We start from the raw sequence: 19366 nt of genomic DNA on the forward strand, positions 1-19366 counted from the left end.
TGCCTACACAAACGCCCATTACACAGAAATTAACGACTAAAATAGGTAGCCTAGACTCAGGCCGATATGGATACCACTACCATACGCCAAATCCATAACTTGCTGCATGGTCTGACTGGGCGAGCCCGATACCACATTTACATTGTTATCTACCAATAGTTGAGCGTAGCCAATAGATAGTGTGGTGAGAAATCCGCCTTGGGTAGCGATCTCTACACCCCCAACGAGTTGCGCGAACGGCGATGCATCCATTGTTATGTCCACAGTTTGATTCGTCTCGGAATCAGGAAGACTCACCACTACACCTGAGGTTCCAGTGCCATAAGAAATTCCTGCACCAATGAATGGTGTTGTTTGCCCTTTGGAAAACAATTGGCGATAGCGCAAGCCACCTTTCCAGCCAACACTGCTTAGGCCGAATCCGGCATCAAAAACCGAATAGGGTGAAATATATTTGTGAAAGATCGGTCCAAAGCCGACCAGGCCATTCCAACCCAGCTCCAGACTCAGCCCTGAACTGCGTTTTTCCCTGAAAGCTTCGCCTTCGGCCAGGGCGCTGCCCGCAACCAGTAAAAGTGACAAAGCCAAGATACACTTTTTAATTGGATGATACATAACACTTCCTTTTTTTAAGTATTTTGAACGGGAAGCGTAACATTTAACTCACTCTAAATTCAAATCTAACACGTTGTTATTATGGTTTTTCAGGAACAAAAGCTAATCCCAAGACTTTCCCCACTTAAACAATCACCTGCGGCCAGAATATTTCAAGCTGTGTAACTTTGTCACATACATTGCTGACAATCGGACTATTCTGGTAATCAGGTAAATGGTATGCGTCGTCTGCCCCTTGTAAAAGGAGGAATGACATGAATACGAAACGTTGTGATAGTTGTGGTTATATTGGAAAACCGACACATGATGAATATAGCAGTCTGCTGCTTGATATGTTTGCATGGTCGTTCTCTTTCATCTTGGCTGGCATTACCGGGATTATTCCGCTGGTGGTGATTGGCCCCTTGTTCTCGCTCTGGCATGCGGTAACCTTTCGGTCGCATCGCTGTCCCGAATGCGGTAATTGTGACATGCACAGTCTCCCTTCCAATCGGCAAATCCCTCGATCTCAGTAGCCGAGCCTTGGGGGACTATGAGTCCCCCATTTTTTACTCATCATCATGAGTTATTCTCTTCAACGAAACGCCACAACGAGCACTAAGTTTCTTTCGCAAACGATGTTAAGATCGCCCCTCGCTCACAGATTCGTATATTCTTCGTTTTCGGATTAATATAAACCTGAATGTTCAGCCGAGGTTTGCTATGAGTTTGCAAGATATCGTGTATCGCCAATTCAAACAGCCCAGCGGCTGGCTAGGGTGGCTCGCGGGACGCATAATGGCGAACCGTTCCTCAAACATTGAGCGAAACCTGTGGTTGCTTGAATTGTTGGATTTACAGGAAGACAATAATGTCCTGGAAATCGGCTTTGGTCCCGGCATCGCCATCGAAGCAGCACTTAAAAAAGTGACACGTGGAAATGTTATCGGCGTCGATCATTCACGCACGATGTTTGCCCAGGCCACGCGACGTAACGAGAAAGGCATAGCCGAAAAGCGCGCTCAGCTCTATATTGGCGATGTTGCCATGGCACGCGCAGCGAAGCTGCACTTCGATTACATCTATTCATCTAACGTCGTGCAATTCTGGAATGACCCAGTTACGGTCTTTCGCTCTCTCAAGCAATTACTCAAACCCGGAGGCATAATAGCAACTCTCTATATGCCAAGTCACCGTGGCGCTACCAACGCGGATGCAATTGCAATGGGGGATAATATTGTGAACTGGGCTTGTGAAGCGGGATTTGAACAGATCAAAACAGAGAGTAAAGATTTTAGTGGTAAGACTACGATGTGCGTTTTGTGTTCTTAAATATTTTTCGCTCTATTTGTTGTTTAGATGTATCTCATAACATGTAAATGCTCGATATTTTTATAAAATGTGAAAACATCTCGTCAGCGATTACAACAGTGTAATTGGACAGCCCTGAATTTACGCCTAAATAGAATTAACTCAGGCGCATTATTTTCCAGCTACGACGTCCGGAATAAGTTAAATCTAAAACTTCGGATATTTCACGAGAAAACCCGTTTTTTTTCAGTTTTCATGTGGTTTGCATCGAACAACATGCTGATGCAACTAATATCGCACTCAGCCACGGCACGAGCGATCAAATCAATAACCTGTGGTCGAGGAAATCCCTTTCTCCATGCCAGCGCCACTCTACGATGAGGCTTAATATCCGAAAATCGTCGTATCGTCAGTAGACGTTGAGCATATTTTTCTGCACACGCGGCGGTCGCAGGCAAGATGGTTACACCAACACCACTCGCAACCATATATCGAATCGTTTCTAACGAGCCACCTTCCAATGTGTTCTGCAAATCTATATTTTCGGCCATGCTGTGAAAACACTTTGGACAGATTTCCAGTACCTGCTCACGAAAACAATGTTGCGGTCCGAGTAGTAACACCGTCTCTTTCGAAATGTCGTCTATGCTTACCATGGTTTGATTGCTAAGTGTATGCGCCGTAGGTAACAAGGCAACAAAGGGTTCTTCATATAGACTTACGCTTTCCAGTCCAGGCTCATCGAATGGCTCAGAAAGAATCGCAACGTCGATATCACCATGGTACAAACGAGCGATTAGATTATGAGTGAAGTTTTCTTCTATCAACAACGGCAAGTCGGGAAACAAATCCTGGATCACAGGTATCAGACCAGGAAAAAGATAGGGGCCAATAGTATAAATAGCACCTATTCTCACTGGCATCTTCAAAGGATCACGATTTCGTTTGACAATATCTTTGATCGCATTGACTTCGCGCAGCGCCTTTTCGGCCTGATCGACGACTTGACGCCCTAACGGCGTAACGGTTATCTCCTTCGGTCCGCGCTCGAACAAAATAGCATCGAGTTCGTCTTCCAGTTTCTTGATTCCCAGGCTTAGTGTAGGCTGACTAACAAAACATGCCCTGGCAGCCTTGCCAAAATGCCTCTCTTTTGCGACAGCGAGAATATACCTCAACTCGGTGAGCGTCATTTAAATTCCCTTTGTTTACTGATCCATTCTAATGCCCGAAAGCCATTTATAGTCATTGTATTTTTCAATCATCTTATTTGAAAGAATCTATTTCAACAACTTGTTCCGATATTCAATACTTGGAATAGCGAAAATTAGCGTTTTTGTTGAGTTGAACAACATTGCAAGCTCACGCAAGACCACTGGAGGAAAACATGAGTAAGATATCGAGACGTAACTTTCTCGGCATGACAACCAAGGCAGGATTCGCGACATTATTCACGGGAATGTTCGCGCCTACTGCTACCAGCATGTTAGGTATGGGAGGACTTGCACATGCGGCAAAGCGATCTGTTAAACCTTTTACCTTTGCCGTTTTAACCGACGCCCACCTTTATGACATCAAGGACCACCGCTTTGATGGCATTCTTGAAAGAGCGGTATCAGAGGTCAACAATATCAAACCACTTCCGGATTTCCTTCTTTATGGTGGCGATCTCGGTCAGTCCGGAAAAGAGGCAGAATTGGTCAAAGGCAAAAAAATCCTCGATAAACTCAAGATGCCTTATCACATCATTCCAGGTGAACATGATTACTATCTCGACATGGGCAAGGCGTGGCGCGGCCTATTCGGCAATGAGCACTGGTCTTTTGATCACAATGGCGTGCACTTTATCGGAATGAATTCCATTTTGATAAAAGATTTCTGGACAGCACGAAATCTTACACCAAAAGAGCGCATGGGCTTGTTAGAGGAGTTGGAGTGCCACCAATGCGGCCCCTGGGGCATTGGTGAAGCACAACTGGACTGGCTGAAGAATGACGTCAAAAATCTTCCTACGGATACTCCGATAGTGGTCATGACTCATTCTCCCCTTTGGGACTATTACCCACGCTGGAATTTTCTAACCTACGATGCGCCAGAAATTCGGGGCATTCTGAAAAAATTTGAGAAGGTAATCGCCATACATGGGCATGTACATCAAGTTGTGTATAACAAGATCGGCAATATACAATCTGCAGGATTGCTCTCCACCTCGTGGCCATGGCCATATCCTCCAGTCCAACTTCCTTACCCCGAAATAAGACAAGGACGCGCAGATCCCGGTGTGTTCGAGGATGGTCTTGGCGCGCACTCCATATCCCTGGAAACGGATTTTGCTGGCATGTTGAACTATCGGGAGTTTGCCGATCTCCTGCCGGAAAAACTTAAGCGTGGCCTAAAGATCTAATATAAGGGAGATAGCATGATGAACAAAACGAAACAGATCACTTTGTTTTTGGTAGTCACTTTTATTCTAATATTCATCTCTACCGCGAACGCAAAACCGCCACGCACTGAAAAGCAGATTAAACAGGAAGAAAAAATGATGCTGGATGCGGTGGCGATGGGTGATGCACTTTGGCACGATCCTAAAATGGGTACTAATGGTTTGGGTTGCGCCAATTGTCACCCTGACGGTTCTGCCAGCAATCCGCATACCTTTCCCAAGTATCAAAGCAATCTCGGTAAGGTCGGTACACTGCGCGAAATGATTAACTGGTGTATCTCAGTTGTTCTGCAGGGTACACCTCTTCCTCTGGACAGCGAAAAGATGATTGCAATGGAGGCGTACGCCACATATACACACCGCGGCGTCATGATCTCCCCGGCGAAAGACGAACAGCATGGCGCTGTGCCCGTCAAGTCAGGACCTGGCTACCCATAAATCTCTCGTTACAGGGAGCGGCCCGGCCCGCTCTCTGTAATGTGTATGTCAGAGAGGTAAACATGACACGCTTTATTCTTTTGCTATCCCTGTGGATGTGTAACAACTTTGCCCTGGCACAGCAATGTGATGTCTCCATTCCTGCCACGACGCGCAGCGCCGACTATTTCGTCAATGACGACGGTAGCATAACTGATCTGGAAAAGGGAATAACCTGGATGCGTTGCGCTCTAGGCCAGGAATGGGATGGCACACACTGCACAGGCGAGGCGATCAGTTACGACTGGCATCAGGCACATAAGGTAGGAACAACGAGTAGACAACATAAATGGCGACTCCCTAGTCTTCCTGAGCTTGCCAGCATAGTCGAGCAACAATGTCAGATGCCACGCATCAATGCACAGCTTTTTCCTGATACACCCAATGCAGTCTTCTGGACTGCCAATCACAAACTCGGATCACAAGGCAAAAGTTATGCAATGGACTTTGCTAGCGAAGGTCTCATAATCGCAGATCAGAGTGCACGCCATCTGGTTCGCTTAGTCTACGGTCGCGACTAGACATGCGCGGACTTTTGCACGCCAGGATATCAATGACCATTCTTAACTAGATATTGCTGTTGAATCCGAATAAGAAACTGATTCGAACGCCATCTTTAGACGCCACCAGTCCGAGATTAACCGGCAAGTAGAGCTCGCCGAATTTACTGGTATGCCCAACGGTAGCTGCAATGGAACCACCTCTTAAGGACACATTTGGCCCGACCGCGAATTCCAGACCATTGGGTAAGCGCAAGCCAGTCAACCAGGATATGCTCGGCAGAAACACGCCTTGTTCTACGCCCCCGACCAGAGGAACGAGAGCGGTAATCCCTTCTGGCCCACTACTGGTTGTTAAGAATTTTCTCTCAAATTGCCATCCGAACTGGGTGATGAGTGGAGAAATGATCGAAAAATTCTCTCCCACCAGCTTTGTTGTATTCGAATCCAGATAAGTAAATCCAAAACGAGGCCCGGACAACGTTTCAGAATATGCGTTGCTGCTGAATAAAAGCAGAAGTAAGACGAAGATTTTCTTATTCATTTTTATCCTTCTATAATTATTGACCGCCAGCCTAAGCCAACGGGAACTAACGAAATTGAATATCTGTGCGCGGGCGATTATACCGCTGAAGTACAGTGATGTCATGCTCTCAGGCACGGCGTCCAGACCGTTCCCTGGATGATAAAGTTAGAAAGCGCGTCTTCGAGCTATACGGAAGAACTCGACGTTTTACAAGCCAGTCGATAATCAAGCAGCATGTAATTTCTGTTTGCCATGGAGAAAACGAAGTACTTCTGCCCGATAATGGTTGTAGTGATAGTCACCTGCCAGTGCCAGCCTATCTCGTGGACGAGGCAATTCAACCTTAAGTATCTCGCCTATTTTCGCCGCCGGGCCATTTGTCATCATCACGATACGGTCTGAAAGCAAAACGGCTTCATCAACATCATGCGTGATCATAATGACCGTATTGTTGAGCGCATTTTGAATCTCAATCAGAGAATCCTGCAGATGCGCACGCGTAAGCGCATCAAGTGCACCGAAAGGCTCGTCCATGAGCAAGACCTCTGGTTCCATGGCCAGCGCACGGGCTATTCCAACCCGCTGTTTCATGCCACCTGATATTTCGTTTGGTCGTTTGTGCATGGCATGAGTCATATGTACCAGTTCAAGATTGTGTTCTACCCATTCTCTTATCTGCTGTTTAGTTTTCGTTTTTCGAAACACCTGTTTTGCTGCGAGTGCTACATTTTCGTATGCCGTCAACCAGGGGAGTAAAGAGTGATTTTGAAAAACCACTGCACGCTCAGGCCCCGGCTCGTTTACCTCTTTTCCCTTTAGGATCACCCCTCCTTCAGTGGCCTTATACAGACCTGCTACGATGTTTAGCACTGTTGATTTCCCACAGCCTGAATGTCCTATAAGGGAAATAAATTCGCCTTTTTCTATCTTCAAATTGATGGAATCAAGCGCCTTAAACACACCCTTAGGTGTTGGAAACGAAATAGAGACATGTGATATGTCCAGAAACGGATTTACCATGACTTGGTCCTTTCTATATCTTGCTAACGTAGTTCTGCGGTTTTATCCCAGCTCACCCATTTCTGAAGGCTGAGCATAACCCTATCCAAAAAGAAACCAATGAGACCAATAACAACAACGGCTACCATTATGCGCCCCAGAGAATTTGACGAACCGTTTTGAAATTCGTCCCAGACAAACTTGCCGAGCCCAGGATTCTGCGCCAACATCTCCGCCGCAATCAGTACCATCCAGGCAATACCTAGCGATAGACGAAGACCAGTAAACATCATTGGTATAGATGCTGGTAAAACGACTTTGTATATATGAGTAAAAAAGTTCAACTTGAGAACTTTGCTTACGTTGACAAGATCCTGATTGATACTGGCGACGCCTACAGCGGTATTTATCATCGTAGGCCAAAGACAACAGAGCATGACCGTAAACATGGAGTTTAGATACGATTTCTCAAACGCAGGATCATCACTGACATAAAGCGCACTGACGACCATGGTGACTATAGGCAGCCATGCAAGAGGAGAAACGGGTTTGAAAATCTGAACGATAGGATTTATCGCCGCGTATACATTTTTATTTAACCCACTGAGTATACCGATGGGAATAGCAATAATAGATGCGAGAAAAAATCCACTCAATACGGTAAACAGACTTGTCCATATCTGATCAAAAAAAGTAGGACTTCCCGTATAGGCGCGTATTTGCGTCTCTGCATTTGGATTCTCTGCGAGTTTCCTGGCATTGCGTTCTTCCTGTCTTGCGTAGAAAGCTGCCTCTTTATTCCGCGCCGCATTGTGCTCATCAACCAGAGAACTGAATTGACTCAACACTGCCGAAGGCCCTGGTACGGTGCCGAGCGATGTTTCGATTTTTGGCGCGCCACCGGACCAAATAAGCAAAAATATTAATATACCTACCACGGGCAGCCCCAGACTCTTAGCCGTTTCCAGTAGCTTTTCTCTCACAATGCTCCAACTGGGAACGGTAAAGGTTTGCGAAGTCCAATTGAACTTCGCACGCAATAAATTGATCACCTGTTCTGTCATAGCCTAGCCTTCTTATATCTTCGTATTACCGCTGATGCCTATCTTGAACTGATCCAGATAGTGATTGGGTTTTGTTCCGTCGTAAGTTATGTTGTCAATAAAATGCGTCTGTGGAGGACGGAAGCCGCTTTCTGATTTGAACTCTGGAAAATCGCTTGCCTTCGCTTTTCCTTCCTTTATGAGTTCTTCAGCCGCTAAAGCGTAGATATCCGGGCGATATACCTTCTTCGCCACATCCATGTACCAGCTATCTGGCTTGTATTCAGAAATCTGTCCCCATCTACGCATTTGAGTCAAATACCAGATTGCGTCAGAGAAATAAGGATAAGAAGCATTATATCTAAAGAAGACATTGAAATCTGGCGCCTCACGTTTATCACCTTTTTCATATTCGAAGGTTCCCGTCATACTATTGGCAATTACGTTATAGTCTGCACCCACATAGTTGCTCCTTGAAAGAATCTTTACCGCCTCTGAACGATTTTTGTTATTGCTTTCGTCCAACCACATGGCGGCACGAATCATGGCCTTAACCACACGAATATGCGTATTGGGGTACTTGTCTGCCCATTCCTTACTGACACCGAATACTTTTTCAGGATTGTTTTTCCATATTTCATAGTCAGTAATAACAGGTACACCAATTCCCTTGAACACAGCTTGCTGATTCCAGGGTTCACCAACGCAGTAGCCAAATATCGTTCCGGCTTCCATAGTAGAAGGCATCTGTGGCGGAGGCGTCACTGATAACAATACATCGGCCTGGAGATTACCGCTGACATCACCTTTGTGTGGTGCATAATAGCCAGGATGCAGGCCTCCCGCCGCGAGCCAATAGCGCAATTCATAATTGTGTGTAGAGACCGGAAACACCATACCCATTTTGAATGCCTTGCCCTGCTTTTTATAGTTTTCAACTACCGGCTTTAACGCATCTGCCTTGATTGGATGCAGCGGCTTTCCATCTTTACGCCTGGCAACATGTAGCTTCATTTCGTCCCATACTGAATTTGAAACAGTAATAGCGTTGCCGTTAAGATCCATGCTAAACGCGGTAATTATGTGCGCCTTTGTGCCAAATCCTATTGTTGCGCCCAGGGGCTGGCCGGCCAACATGTGCGCCCCATCGAGCTGTCCGTCGATAACGCGATCTAATAACACCTTCCAGTTTGCTTGCGCTTCTAAAGATACAAATAATCCCTCGTCTTCAAAGAATCCCTTTTCATAGGCGACAGCAAGTGGTGCCATATCGGTCAGCTTAATAAATCCGAATTTCAAATCTTCTTTCTCTGCGGGCCCTACTTCGGCGACAGCACTTGTTGTGATCAAGGCAACGATTAGCCAACTCAGGACCAATAAGCTATTCAGTAATTTTTTTCTCTTATGCGAAAAGGTAGTGCACTCTGCGACTTTCATACTATCTCCGTACATCGTTTTGCCGTTTGTTGTTACCAGAAAACACCATGTTTTCCTGCTTGTGGAAAACACATCGCACAGTCTGTGCCAATTATCTAAACTCCCGTTTAATCAATAATTTTAGAGGAATCGACAAATACGACTCACAAAAATTGCGCGATAGTAGTGCGCAGTAATTGTAGCTTGCTGCAAAACGATGCGGCCCGATTTGACGATCGCCATAATCCACTTGGGACGAAGCTTAGACAAATACGACATTGTCAACAATGTCTTCCTTTAAATAGAAGTGAATCGAGTAGCGAAAACTTTAGAAAAATTCATTTCTCTAGCTAAATCAATTGCAACTATACTGTCGTGACGGTTTTTTTCGTGATGGCACAGGGATCGCAATTTACGACTCGAGGTCAACACAAATTCATTTCGTTAAGGAGAAAGACTATGGAAAATCTAAACACAAAAAGCCGCATCTTTCGCGTAATTCTAGGCAGCGCAATGTTACTCAACATGCTTACCTTATCAACAGATGCAAACGCTATTGCCGCCATGACAGGGATGGCATTTTACTCGCTGATGACTGCATTAATCGCATGGGATCCGCTTTACGCAGTCGCTATATCCATTAAAGAAACACTTTCGACGCCAACTTCTAAGGAGGCTTTATTGAGAAACTAGCAGTCACTTTACCATGCCATGTAATTTACCTTCCTCTCACCAAAACTATCCGAAATGCACCAAAAAGTGCATTTCGGCTTTTTTTGTGTCCACTTGAGTGCACTTTTCTGCCAATACTCAGGAGCGAAGCGCCTCAAATCCAAGCTCTTTTGCGTTAGCACTATTTTGGTACGCTATTTGAAATATACGGAAACATGAACGACTTTTCGAACACAAAAATCGATATAGATGCTTTACTGGAGGCATGTCATGTCGTCAGTAATGTAGCGACTCCCCAAGAGTCGATCAGCCAACTTCTCGCTATACTGGTTAACTGCGTCGGTCTTGAAAAGGCCAGAGTCTTAATGCCCGACGAAAACAGGACCTACAGGGTCGTCTATCAATATGGCCTAACCCCAGAAGAAGAACGCATGGCTATATACAAATTTGGCGAAGGTATCACCGGCCAAGTTGTTTTGAAAAACAAGATTGTGTTGATTCCAGATGTGAAGGATGAACCACGATTTCTTGGAAAAATAACTGACATCAGTATTTTCAATCAAACTAAGATCTCCTTTATTGGCATTCCCATAGCGATGAAAAGACAAGGTGTCTGCGTACTTTCCGTGAACCGGCTCAACGCAGATAGCCCGGTCCTGGAAAATGATTTGATTGTTTTGCAACTGTTCTCTGCGTTTATAAAACAGGCCTTGGAAATTCACGAGTTTTTACTACTAGAGACTAAACAGTTACAAGAAGAAAATCGGCAACTGAAGTACAGCCTGAGCCGTCGAAGACAGGATATTATCGGTAGTGACCCAGCGTTGTTGCATGCTTTGGAAAGCGCCAGACAAAGCGCCAAATCAAACGCATCAGTGCTTTTGATGGGCGAGTCAGGCACTGGCAAAGAGCGCTTTGCTCAGTATATACATCAAAAAAGCCCACGCTGTGATAAAGAGTTTGTCGCGATTAATTGCGCGGCCATACCTAATAATCTTCTGGAATCCGAATTGTTTGGTCATGAAAAGGGCGCATTTACAGGCGCGGATAAATTCAAGATTGGAAAATTTGAAGCGGCTGACGGTGGCACGCTATTTCTTGACGAGATAGGCGATATGAATGCCGACGTACAGGCCAAGTTACTTCGGGTGCTTCAGGAGTCTGAAATTGTACGACTAGGTTCAAATAAGGTCAGAAAGGTCGATGTTCGAATCGTTGCAGCAACTCACCAAAATATTCAGGATGCCATAGGCAAGGGTCGCTTTCGCCTGGATTTATTCTATAGGCTAAATGTTATTACCTTAAAATTGCCCGCACTGAGAGAGAGAAAAGGTGATATAGCCTTGCTGGCCCGCTTCTTTTTAGAACGCGCGAACGCGAAGTATGGAAAACATTGTCGCTTTACCCAGGAAATTTTGAAAACTATGAAAGACTATTCCTGGCCAGGAAATATTCGGCAATTAGAGAATATTGTGGAACGTTGCGTAATACTGAGCGAAAGAGAGGAAATCGAGCATTCCTTGCTCGCCTCTGGACTAGAAGAACCCGGGACGATTAGCTTACAGACTGAGCGAAGCGAACAACAACACAACGACTTGTCAAGGCCGTATCGACCGGCCAATCACTTACCCAGAGAGAGTATTGTGCAGGCGGTAAGAAATGCCCATGGCAACAAAACACACGCTGCGCGAACATTAGGAATTTCAGCTCGTCAGCTGCATTATCGAATTCAAAAACTTGGCATTATAGAGAGTGAGTTTTTGTAGTGAGAATTGACTTATGCTTGCTTAAATTTGAAGTCGCTATTAAACCGAGCAACGTCGACAAATTGTACGCCCTGCTTGACCAGCAAGTCGTCAAATGCATTGGTAGGAATAGGTTTGCTTATCCAGTATCCCTGGCCGAGCTGACAGCCCATGGTTTTCAGGGCATGATATTGATCGCCTGTCTCGATACCTTCTGCCAGCGAGGTTTTTTCTAAGGACTCGACCAGCGCCAGTATCATGCGAACTATGGCGGTGTCTTCCACTTCGATTGCGAGGCCATCGACAAAGGATTTATCTATCTTGATTTTATCCGCTGGAATGCGTTTCAGATAACTGAGCGACGAGTAGCCTGTACCGAAATCATCAATCGATAGTCGCACGCCTAATTCCTTCAGACACCCTATCGTCTTGACTGACATTTCCGGGTCACGCATCGCAGCGCTTTCTGTAATTTCCAGTTCCAATCTGGCCGAGTCTATGCCGCTATCGATAATGGCGCAGGAGACTTTTTTCACCAGGCTCGGATCACTAAACTGTCTCGCCGAAAGATTCACCGAAACCCACATATCGTATCCTGCCACGTTCCAGCGTTTAAGTTGCTTACACGCGGTATTCAACACCCATGCACCGATCGGAATTATCAGGCCGGAGTCCTCCGCTATTCCAATAAAGTCGAGCGGTGAGCGAAAAGATCCATCGGGCAATTGCCAACGCAACAAGGCCTCAGCCCCTACTACGCGCCCACTACTCAACTCGACAATCGGTTGATAGAACAATCGTAGCTCTTCATTATTTAATGCATCACGCAGTTGATGCTCAATCTCCAAATGGCGGCGAACATTGTCGCCCAGTTCTTCTGCGTAGACAGCGAAAGCACTACCACCCCTACGCTTCGCTTCATACATGGCCGTATCAGCATGTTTTGTTAAAGTCTCCATATCGCTGCCATGATCGGGATAAACGGCGATCCCTATCGACGGCGTTACCTGTAATGTCTTCAAACCAACGGTAAGTGGTGCCTGAAAAACATTCAGTATACGATCAGTAACTAAAGCAGATGCAGCCGTATCACAATCATCCAGAAGTACGACAAATTCATCCCCGCCAAAGCGCCCGATAAAATCACCCCGATGGATCACGCTTTGTATTTTCTCAGATGCCGCAATGATTAACTGATCGCCGACATCGTGCCCGAAAGCATCATTGATGTTTTTAAATCGATCCAGATCAATAAATAGCAGGGCAAAGCGTTGTTTTAAATCCCTCGCATCTACAATTTTTGCCGGAATCACCTCATCTATAAGGGCACGATTTGCCAGACCTGTCAGTGGATCTTGTCGTGCCTGATTGAACAACTCGCGACTGTAAAGCTTTTCCCGTTGTGTCACGCGATAAGCGCCGACGCAGAATGCGACTAGTCCAATAACCAGACCGATAAACACAGGCGCGTTATGACGCCACCATTGGTTAATTGAATACGAATCCGGCACAGAGATGTACGCATACATTTTCGCATCCGACAATTTTGTAAACGCGCCTATGCGTTGCCCATCCTCCTCAGACCATGGCGAAATCCCACCGAACACGCCCGAGGAAATCCCCGGATTATCCGCTATCATCTGGGCAGCCGGCCCTTCAGAAATTCTGTCATAGGCTTTTACACCAGGCGGAACTGGCCAACGCGCTTGTTGATATCCATCTTCTCGAAGTAATCCGATATAGCTTTGCGGCGGCACCGGAAGCTTTAGCAAAAATGTACTATTTGGATCGAGTGGAATTGCAGCCTGAACTACAAACTTTGGACTTCCGTCTGCATTGCGAACCACCCGCCGGAAGGCAAACCGCCATTTTTGCAAGGCCTTGCCGAACTCGGGTCGCCCGATAGTAAAGCGCTCCGTACTTGCCATGTCAGCCTTCAACTGCGCAAAGTAATCTGGAAGTTTTCTAAAGTCTGGTAAGGGCTGGCCGGGTGCTGTTGCTGTGTTGATCAGCATTTCGCCGGAAGGAATAAAGATCGCCATCGCGCCGATCTCAGGGTGTAGTTTTTGGAAGTTGACCAGATGCTCTCTTGTCTTTTCAGGGGACCGTAATACATTAGCATGATCTAATATATCTGCCAGCGGCACCAATCCATTACCGACGTCGTTAAAAAAGGACTGGGAAGCATAGGCAAGAAAGCCGGATAAAATTGTGAGATTTTCTTTGATATCGTGCTGTTCTCGTGACCAGCTGAACATACTGAACCCTGTCACCGCCAGGGCACTTAAAATAGCAAAGGCAAATAACGCCTTACGTAATGCCAGCGAAAACGCGGTGTGCAGTTGTGACGACATGAATGAAATTTCTATAGTTTTATATACATTTGTATATCGTCTGTAGAAATTAAAACTAAATAGATTTTATTTAAATAAATCAATTAGATTGGGTAAAGATTTTACTGTCGACCGGGCATCCTCAGCTAGAAACCCGGACAGGAATTGCATCCGTATATCTCAGTTTTTTCGCCGAAGTCTACATGGGCTACGCCGCCTGCGCGAATTTCCCACTGGCAGCTTTTGTCATTGAGCTGACACTTGCCGCGCACAAAACATGGTAAGAATTCGAATTCATCGTGCATTGTCTCTGCGCTAATAACTTCTGCCTTGTCGAAGTACGACTGCGCATCCGCCTTGCTCAAATTAAAATCAGAACAAAACTCAGCCTTGTTCTCGTCTGTTCCCGCCTGATCAACACTGACAACGGCTATTCGATTGTTTGTATCAAGAGACTGGGTGCACGACGCTACCAGTAGCAAACCGAGAAAAACGATTAAATTATTCATTGTTCACCAACTGGCAGTTTCACCTTCCGAAAACTGTTTGTACGACACTTCCGGGTGTCGATACACATCTAAATTTTGTAGAGATACAACTTTCTCATCGGAATTGAACTGATATCCCTTCTTCAAAAATATTCATCGCTAAGCTATGTTAAATCGGCGTTTTCCTTGTTGCCGCGACCTGAACTAAAACGCAGCACCAAATAACCGAATACCCCGGAAAGAAGCGACCCCGCCAGTATTCCCAATCGATCATCAATCGCATATTCCGCGCCCTCTTGCTCAAAGGCAAGAGAGCCGATGAACAAACTCATAGTAAATCCGATTCCGCACAGCATCGCGGTACCATAGAGCTGTGTCCAGGTAACGCCTGTCGGCAGTTTTGAAATTCCAGTTTTGATTGCCAGCCAACAAAACCCGAATATGCCGACTTGATTACCCAGAAACAGCCCCAAGGCCACGCCTAGTGGAACGGGATGTAGAAAGGAATCCAGCGTAAGCCCGTCAAACGGTATCCCCGAGTTAACAAAGGCAAACAGCGGCAATATACCGAAGGCAACACTCGGATGAAGATCGTGTTCTAATTTTTCAAGCTGGGTCTTGGATTCTCCAGGCGCCTTTCGGTACGGGATAAAAAACGCTGTCAATACGCCGGCTAATGTGGCGTGCACGCCAGACTTGAGCACGGCAGCCCAAAGCACCAGCCCAACCAAGATATACGGGGTTAAACCCAACACCCCTCTACGATTGAGCAAAGCCAAGGCTATCACCGCAGCCGTTGCAACAAAAAGTGAGGATATCGACAGATCGCTGGTATAAAACACCGCGATAATCACAATAGCGCCCAAATCGTCAATGATGGCCAAGGCCATTAAAAACAACTTGAGTGCCTGCGGTACACGGCTGCCGAGTAGCGCAAGCACGCCAAGCGCAAACGCGATATCCGTCGCAGATGGAATTGCCCATCCTTTCATGGCAACAGGATCACCCCAGTTTATTGCGGAATAAATGATAGCGGGAACCGCCATACCACCGACGGCGGCAATAATCGGCAACACAACGCGAGAGGGATCTGATAATTCGCCACCCAGGACTTCGCGCTTTACTTCCAGACCGATGAGAAAAAAGAATATCGCCATGAGACCATCGTTGATCCACAGCAATAGAGGCTTGGCGATTTCAAACCCACCAAACTGGATCGCCACGGGTATGTCGAGTAAGGCGTCATACCAGGCATCGATAGGTGAATTTACGACAGCCATCGCCAGCACAGCTGCAATGAGCAACAATATGCCGCTGGCTGCCTCCAGTTGTATAAACGCTTTGAGCTTTTCGGTGACCATAGGAACACATTACCAGTTACGCAAACCAATTAACATAAGGCCAATTAGCGGTAATGCAATGTCTAGTACCTGATTAACTAAATCAGATAATTTCCATACTAATAATGTGTCAGCAAAAAATTCGCACATGAAGCACACTCATACATGGCTCAACATGTGACATGTGGAAATGCAAAAGGCTGAATCTGGTTCATTCCGCGAACCGATGTTTCAGCCCCAGCATAAATATCTTTACATAAGATAAATTGAGATTCCGACTCCCGTTCCAAATTTTGAATCCGTTACAGAAGCATCTGTGCTTTCATATTTCAGTGTAAGTCTTGCAATTCGCGCAAAAATGTCTAAGGAAACAGAGTCTGATAGAAAATATGAAACGCCACCACCGAAGTTAAACGCAAAACCATTGAAGCGCGCGGAACTCCCTTCTACACGTCGCTCAACATTTGCCATAGCAACCGATCCAAATAGTTTGATATTGAAATTACTGTTGATTCCTATTTGATAGGCGACCAAGGGTCCAATAATTTTTGATACACGCTCGCTCTTAATTCCTTCAGACTCAAAAACAGTCGAACCATAATTCCAACTCGCTCCGACACCGACATTTTTTAGCGGATAAAAAAGTAGAGCCGTAGAAGCATATTTTTCAGTCGAAACAGATTTGGGTAAGCCTGTTGTCACAGTGTTTGAGGATTCCAATGATAAATCCAGATCACCGCGAATCTCTGTCGTTGTTGACTCTATATCTTTCGCCGATACCACCCCAGAAAAAAACACCGCCACAATGACGGCAATTTGTACGTATTGTTTTTTCATTGCTACTTCCAATTATTTTGATTTAGTTACTTGGTGATTATTATTTTTGCGTTTCCAGGTTGATTTCACCGCTACAGCAGTCAGCAATGAAAATCAGACTACAGATCGGTCCCCCAGAGAGCGTCCCCGAACCGCCCCCGGATTTAATAGAAATTCCCCGTTTTTTTCAAGAAAAACTTCCCACAACACCGAAAATAAAAAGCCGTGTCCCCAATTGGGGCCACGGCTTCATATACTTACGCGTGTTCGTGTCTGGTTTCTATTTCACCTCACTCAATACCGCTCGCTTCTCACCAAGGTCTTTAATCAACTGACTTTCGATCAAAGCTAGCACTAAAGGCGTAGATGCAGGCGTATGGCCCAGCGTTTTCGTCAGTTTGTCATCACATAAGTTCACCTCCTCTCTCCACAAATACGACATCTCCATCACGCCACGAAACATCACCGAAAAATAACTAAACACACGCATCAACCACCACGGATAACCGGTCACCTTTACCGATAGTCCGGTAGCCTGCGTAATAGCTTCAGCCATATCGTTAATGCTTGCGCGATAGCCTTTGTAGTGGAACACGTTAAATTTTTCCAGGGCGTCGCTTTTCATTCACGGAAACCTGGCTCGCAAGATTTCTCAATTCTTGTTTAAGAATCTCTGGATCAGTTACTGTATCTATTAGAGTTGTAAGCCGGCTATAAGCTGCGTCTAGTGTCAATGCCATTTTGTTTCACTCCCTTACTCACATTTCCCGAATTCGAACTTGGCTGTATGTTCAGTTACTGACGACCGAATACCGAAGGTCTTATATGTGACCAACGCTTCTTTAAGATCGTCAATTATCTCTAACCTATGCTGGCTAAGTTCTTGCGGGATACGGAAACTCTCCAGTGTCCATATCGTCTCACCCGCCCCTCCACGAACACTGCTACCCCTGTGTGATAGCACGACATCTAACAACGTTCCTTTCCAATAGAAGGTAAAATCATGCACGTTTGAGTACTCTTCGCGCCCGGCGTGCATCCAGCGAAGGTAAACATCTTTCTCACGATTGATCGTCCAATCTGGCTTGTAGTGCCCCTTCATATAGCGTTTATCTATTTCTTTTAGCCCATACTTGACGATGTCTTCTTCTGGAACAAACTCATTGACGAATCCCATTTTTCGCCGCTCCTTTTTCAAATCTGTCCTGAATGTTTTCATTTAAACCACTAATCGGTAATTCATTCCGATCTAGTGCTCTCTCACTTTCACCCGCATACTGCGTAGAAAGGATAAAAAATATCTAATACTCAAAACGTTCCCACTGTTTTTCACCCAACCCACAGTAGCTAGCTTCAATTTCGATTTCAAGTTAACACGTAAGATTGTAATTCCTATTTAATAGCTGCGCTGAAACCGGTGGCTGACTATTAATCGTTTGGACTAGAAGATGTAAATTTCTTTGATGCCCCGGCTTCTCGTATTCACTGGTATTTTTGTCTAAGTGGGGTTTAAGACCAGTAAGCAATACCAAAAGAAAAAAACTATCAACTTCCCGCTTACTGATTTCACTACTAAACGGAAAATCCGCGTATCGATTTAAAGAGTGATTGGTAGGGACTCGGAAATCCAAAGACGTCAAGACAAGGTCTGCTTTCACAATAGATGGCTGGTTTTCGTCGCCACCGTTAACCGCCGAAGTCGATGAATGATAATTTCTTAGTAATGCAAGATCCGACCAAAAAAATACCGCCACCAAACTCAATGTAAAAATTAATCGAAGCCACTTTCGTGGAACAGTCCTTTTCATATTAATTTACACTCACTGTAAACGTATTATTCTGTTTTAATCACCCGCACTGCTTTGAGTCTTGATCAGAGCTAGATCAAACCCGGCAATGCAACTTCTTGTTGATTGAATGGTAATCAGGTGACGATTATTGACATAACGGCAACAGAATTGATCTATTTTGCCTATGCTTCGTACAGCCTGTTTGCTTGCTCGGTTCTTTCGTAATACGTGCTGTCTGGTAGCTCCAATATGCGAGTAGCTTAAATAAACGCTAGCTAGGAACCTACCAAACAATACTCGAAACCGCAAAAGACTAACGACCCGCTGATGTTATTTAGGCAACACGTCTACTTGAAGCAGCGTAGTGCCGAATAAAAACGCAAAGTTAGGTAATGCAGCCCTTGGACCAAAGTCAAAGCCTCTGCGACGGCAAGACGAAAATCTGGGTGTTCGACAAACTGGTAGAATTGAGTATTATTGAGTACGCGTACATTGTCACCGTTGGCAACCATTGCCTTCACGATTCCATCCGCACCCACGCCGACGTCGTTTCCAGCGTCAAACCTGCCACTGTACAACACTGTTACCGAACCCTCGGCATGCACCGAAACCCCGCTAGCAAGTTCTTTTAAATAGGCCTTTAATGCTTCGGGATCGGTATACGCAGATTTATTTTGATTAAGTAAGTCTATCGCTGCTTGTGCCGTCGATGCCATTCCGTATCACTCCTTTACTCGTATTTTCCAAATTCGAACTTGGCTGTATGTTCAGTTACTGACGACCGAATACCGAAGGTCTTATATGTGACCAACGCTTCTTTAAGATCGTCAATTATCTCTAACCTATGCTGGCTAAGTTCTTGCGGGATACGGA

General features: G+C 45.5%; 20 protein-coding genes. 7 read left to right on the forward strand and 13 right to left on the reverse strand.

The window, feature by feature from the left end; translation table 11 throughout:
- Positions 1 to 36: 36 nt before the first annotated feature.
- A complete protein-coding gene (locus OEZ43_07330) occupies positions 37 to 615 on the reverse strand; it encodes a hypothetical protein (GenBank protein MDH5545386.1) in 579 nt (192 codons plus the stop codon).
- 254 nt (positions 616 to 869) lie between these two features.
- Between OEZ43_07330 and OEZ43_07335 the strand changes: the two genes are divergently transcribed.
- On the forward strand, positions 870 to 1130 hold the full coding sequence (locus tag OEZ43_07335; protein MDH5545387.1) for a hypothetical protein: 261 nt from the start codon (positions 870 to 872) through the stop codon (positions 1128 to 1130).
- A 187-nt stretch (positions 1131 to 1317) separates the two neighbouring features.
- Positions 1318 to 1926, forward strand: a complete 609-nt coding sequence (locus OEZ43_07340) for a class I SAM-dependent methyltransferase (protein ID MDH5545388.1) — start codon at positions 1318 to 1320, stop codon at positions 1924 to 1926.
- Positions 1927 to 2129: 203 nt separating this feature from the next.
- Here OEZ43_07340 and OEZ43_07345 read toward each other — a convergent pair whose 3' ends face one another.
- A complete protein-coding gene (locus tag OEZ43_07345; protein MDH5545389.1) occupies positions 2130 to 3098 on the reverse strand; it encodes a LysR substrate-binding domain-containing protein in 969 nt (322 codons plus the stop codon).
- A 194-nt stretch (positions 3099 to 3292) separates the two neighbouring features.
- Here OEZ43_07345 and OEZ43_07350 point away from each other — a divergent pair, with 194 nt between their 5' ends.
- The 3 genes from OEZ43_07350 to OEZ43_07360 all read left to right on the forward strand — a co-directional run bounded on the left by OEZ43_07350 (position 3293) and on the right by OEZ43_07360 (position 5346).
- Positions 3293 to 4309 (forward strand): metallophosphoesterase, encoded by a 1017-nt coding sequence (locus tag OEZ43_07350; protein ID MDH5545390.1) that lies wholly within the window; start codon positions 3293 to 3295, stop codon positions 4307 to 4309.
- 15 nt (positions 4310 to 4324) lie between these two features.
- Positions 4325 to 4786 carry a cytochrome C gene (locus tag OEZ43_07355; GenBank protein MDH5545391.1) on the forward strand — a complete coding sequence of 154 codons (462 nt, stop codon included), beginning with the start codon at positions 4325 to 4327 and terminating at the stop codon, positions 4784 to 4786.
- A gap of 62 nt (positions 4787 to 4848) precedes the next feature.
- Positions 4849 to 5346 carry a DUF1566 domain-containing protein gene (locus OEZ43_07360; protein ID MDH5545392.1) on the forward strand — a complete coding sequence of 166 codons (498 nt, stop codon included), beginning with the start codon at positions 4849 to 4851 and terminating at the stop codon, positions 5344 to 5346.
- Between the two features lie 46 nt (positions 5347 to 5392).
- On the opposite strand, the gene OEZ43_07365 is transcribed toward OEZ43_07360, so the two are convergent.
- From OEZ43_07365 to OEZ43_07380, 4 genes are all read right to left on the reverse strand, one after another.
- The gene (locus OEZ43_07365) at positions 5393 to 5869 is read right to left on the reverse strand and encodes a hypothetical protein (protein MDH5545393.1); all 477 of its coding nucleotides are present in this window, start codon (positions 5867 to 5869) and stop codon (positions 5393 to 5395) included.
- A 207-nt stretch (positions 5870 to 6076) separates the two neighbouring features.
- Positions 6077 to 6871 (reverse strand): ABC transporter ATP-binding protein, encoded by a 795-nt coding sequence (locus OEZ43_07370; protein ID MDH5545394.1) that lies wholly within the window; start codon positions 6869 to 6871, stop codon positions 6077 to 6079.
- 23 nt (positions 6872 to 6894) lie between these two features.
- A complete protein-coding gene (locus tag OEZ43_07375) occupies positions 6895 to 7914 on the reverse strand; it encodes an ABC transporter permease (protein ID MDH5545395.1) in 1020 nt (339 codons plus the stop codon).
- Between the two features lie 12 nt (positions 7915 to 7926).
- Positions 7927 to 9330: an ABC transporter substrate-binding protein gene (locus OEZ43_07380; protein ID MDH5545396.1), complete on the reverse strand. Its 1404-nt coding sequence runs from the start codon at positions 9328 to 9330 to the stop codon at positions 7927 to 7929.
- Between the two features lie 438 nt (positions 9331 to 9768).
- Here OEZ43_07380 and OEZ43_07385 point away from each other — a divergent pair, with 438 nt between their 5' ends.
- Positions 9769 to 10002: a DUF2892 domain-containing protein gene (locus tag OEZ43_07385; GenBank protein MDH5545397.1), complete on the forward strand. Its 234-nt coding sequence runs from the start codon at positions 9769 to 9771 to the stop codon at positions 10000 to 10002.
- 194 nt (positions 10003 to 10196) lie between these two features.
- Positions 10197 to 11747 (forward strand): sigma 54-interacting transcriptional regulator, encoded by a 1551-nt coding sequence (locus tag OEZ43_07390; protein ID MDH5545398.1) that lies wholly within the window; start codon positions 10197 to 10199, stop codon positions 11745 to 11747.
- Positions 11748 to 11758: 11 nt separating this feature from the next.
- On the opposite strand, the gene OEZ43_07395 is transcribed toward OEZ43_07390, so the two are convergent.
- The 7 genes from OEZ43_07395 to OEZ43_07425 form a co-directional block, all read right to left on the reverse strand.
- Positions 11759 to 14080, reverse strand: a complete 2322-nt coding sequence (locus OEZ43_07395; GenBank protein ID MDH5545399.1) for an EAL domain-containing protein — start codon at positions 14078 to 14080, stop codon at positions 11759 to 11761.
- A 125-nt stretch (positions 14081 to 14205) separates the two neighbouring features.
- Entirely contained in the window at positions 14206 to 14568 is a 363-nt protein-coding gene (locus tag OEZ43_07400; protein ID MDH5545400.1) for a hypothetical protein, read from the reverse strand.
- Positions 14569 to 14711: 143 nt separating this feature from the next.
- Positions 14712 to 15908 (reverse strand): Na+/H+ antiporter NhaA, encoded by a 1197-nt coding sequence (gene nhaA, locus OEZ43_07405; protein ID MDH5545401.1) that lies wholly within the window; start codon positions 15906 to 15908, stop codon positions 14712 to 14714.
- 231 nt (positions 15909 to 16139) lie between these two features.
- Entirely contained in the window at positions 16140 to 16724 is a 585-nt protein-coding gene (locus tag OEZ43_07410; GenBank protein MDH5545402.1) for a porin family protein, read from the reverse strand.
- A 259-nt stretch (positions 16725 to 16983) separates the two neighbouring features.
- Entirely contained in the window at positions 16984 to 17328 is a 345-nt protein-coding gene (locus OEZ43_07415; protein ID MDH5545403.1) for a hypothetical protein, read from the reverse strand.
- 129 nt (positions 17329 to 17457) lie between these two features.
- Complete coding sequence (locus tag OEZ43_07420) at positions 17458 to 17922, reverse strand: hypothetical protein (GenBank protein ID MDH5545404.1); 465 nt, start codon at positions 17920 to 17922, stop codon at positions 17458 to 17460.
- 918 nt (positions 17923 to 18840) lie between these two features.
- Positions 18841 to 19209: a hypothetical protein gene (locus OEZ43_07425; GenBank protein ID MDH5545405.1), complete on the reverse strand. Its 369-nt coding sequence runs from the start codon at positions 19207 to 19209 to the stop codon at positions 18841 to 18843.
- Positions 19210 to 19366: the final 157 nt, after the last annotated feature.

This window comes from Gammaproteobacteria bacterium (assembly GCA_029881255.1).
GTDB lineage: Bacteria > Pseudomonadota > Gammaproteobacteria > S012-40 > S012-40 > JAOUMY01.

Excerpts from the sequence above, each read along its gene's own strand:
- OEZ43_07385 (MDH5545397.1), top strand. The coding sequence starts at position 9,769 with ATGGAAAATCTAAACACAAAAAGCCGCATCTTTCGCGTAATTCTAGGC.
- OEZ43_07380 (MDH5545396.1), bottom strand. The coding sequence starts at position 9,330 with ATGAAAGTCGCAGAGTGCACTACCTTTTCGCATAAGAGAAAAAAATTA.
- OEZ43_07410 (MDH5545402.1), bottom strand. The coding sequence starts at position 16,724 with ATGAAAAAACAATACGTACAAATTGCCGTCATTGTGGCGGTGTTTTTT.
- OEZ43_07345 (MDH5545389.1), bottom strand. The coding sequence starts at position 3,098 with ATGACGCTCACCGAGTTGAGGTATATTCTCGCTGTCGCAAAAGAGAGG.
- OEZ43_07390 (MDH5545398.1), top strand. The coding sequence starts at position 10,197 with ATGAACGACTTTTCGAACACAAAAATCGATATAGATGCTTTACTGGAG.
- OEZ43_07375 (MDH5545395.1), bottom strand. The coding sequence starts at position 7,914 with ATGACAGAACAGGTGATCAATTTATTGCGTGCGAAGTTCAATTGGACT.
- OEZ43_07395 (MDH5545399.1), bottom strand. The coding sequence starts at position 14,080 with ATGTCGTCACAACTGCACACCGCGTTTTCGCTGGCATTACGTAAGGCG.
- OEZ43_07420 (MDH5545404.1), bottom strand. The coding sequence starts at position 17,922 with ATGAAAACATTCAGGACAGATTTGAAAAAGGAGCGGCGAAAAATGGGA.
- OEZ43_07350 (MDH5545390.1), top strand. The coding sequence starts at position 3,293 with ATGAGTAAGATATCGAGACGTAACTTTCTCGGCATGACAACCAAGGCA.
- OEZ43_07330 (MDH5545386.1), bottom strand. The coding sequence starts at position 615 with ATGTATCATCCAATTAAAAAGTGTATCTTGGCTTTGTCACTTTTACTG.
- OEZ43_07355 (MDH5545391.1), top strand. The coding sequence starts at position 4,325 with ATGATGAACAAAACGAAACAGATCACTTTGTTTTTGGTAGTCACTTTT.
- OEZ43_07400 (MDH5545400.1), bottom strand. The coding sequence starts at position 14,568 with ATGAATAATTTAATCGTTTTTCTCGGTTTGCTACTGGTAGCGTCGTGC.
- OEZ43_07340 (MDH5545388.1), top strand. The coding sequence starts at position 1,318 with ATGAGTTTGCAAGATATCGTGTATCGCCAATTCAAACAGCCCAGCGGC.
- OEZ43_07365 (MDH5545393.1), bottom strand. The coding sequence starts at position 5,869 with ATGAATAAGAAAATCTTCGTCTTACTTCTGCTTTTATTCAGCAGCAAC.
- OEZ43_07335 (MDH5545387.1), top strand. The coding sequence starts at position 870 with ATGAATACGAAACGTTGTGATAGTTGTGGTTATATTGGAAAACCGACA.
- OEZ43_07360 (MDH5545392.1), top strand. The coding sequence starts at position 4,849 with ATGACACGCTTTATTCTTTTGCTATCCCTGTGGATGTGTAACAACTTT.
- OEZ43_07425 (MDH5545405.1), bottom strand. The coding sequence starts at position 19,209 with ATGGCATCGACGGCACAAGCAGCGATAGACTTACTTAATCAAAATAAA.
- OEZ43_07370 (MDH5545394.1), bottom strand. The coding sequence starts at position 6,871 with ATGGTAAATCCGTTTCTGGACATATCACATGTCTCTATTTCGTTTCCA.
- OEZ43_07415 (MDH5545403.1), bottom strand. The coding sequence starts at position 17,328 with ATGAAAAGCGACGCCCTGGAAAAATTTAACGTGTTCCACTACAAAGGC.
- nhaA (MDH5545401.1), bottom strand. The coding sequence starts at position 15,908 with ATGGTCACCGAAAAGCTCAAAGCGTTTATACAACTGGAGGCAGCCAGC.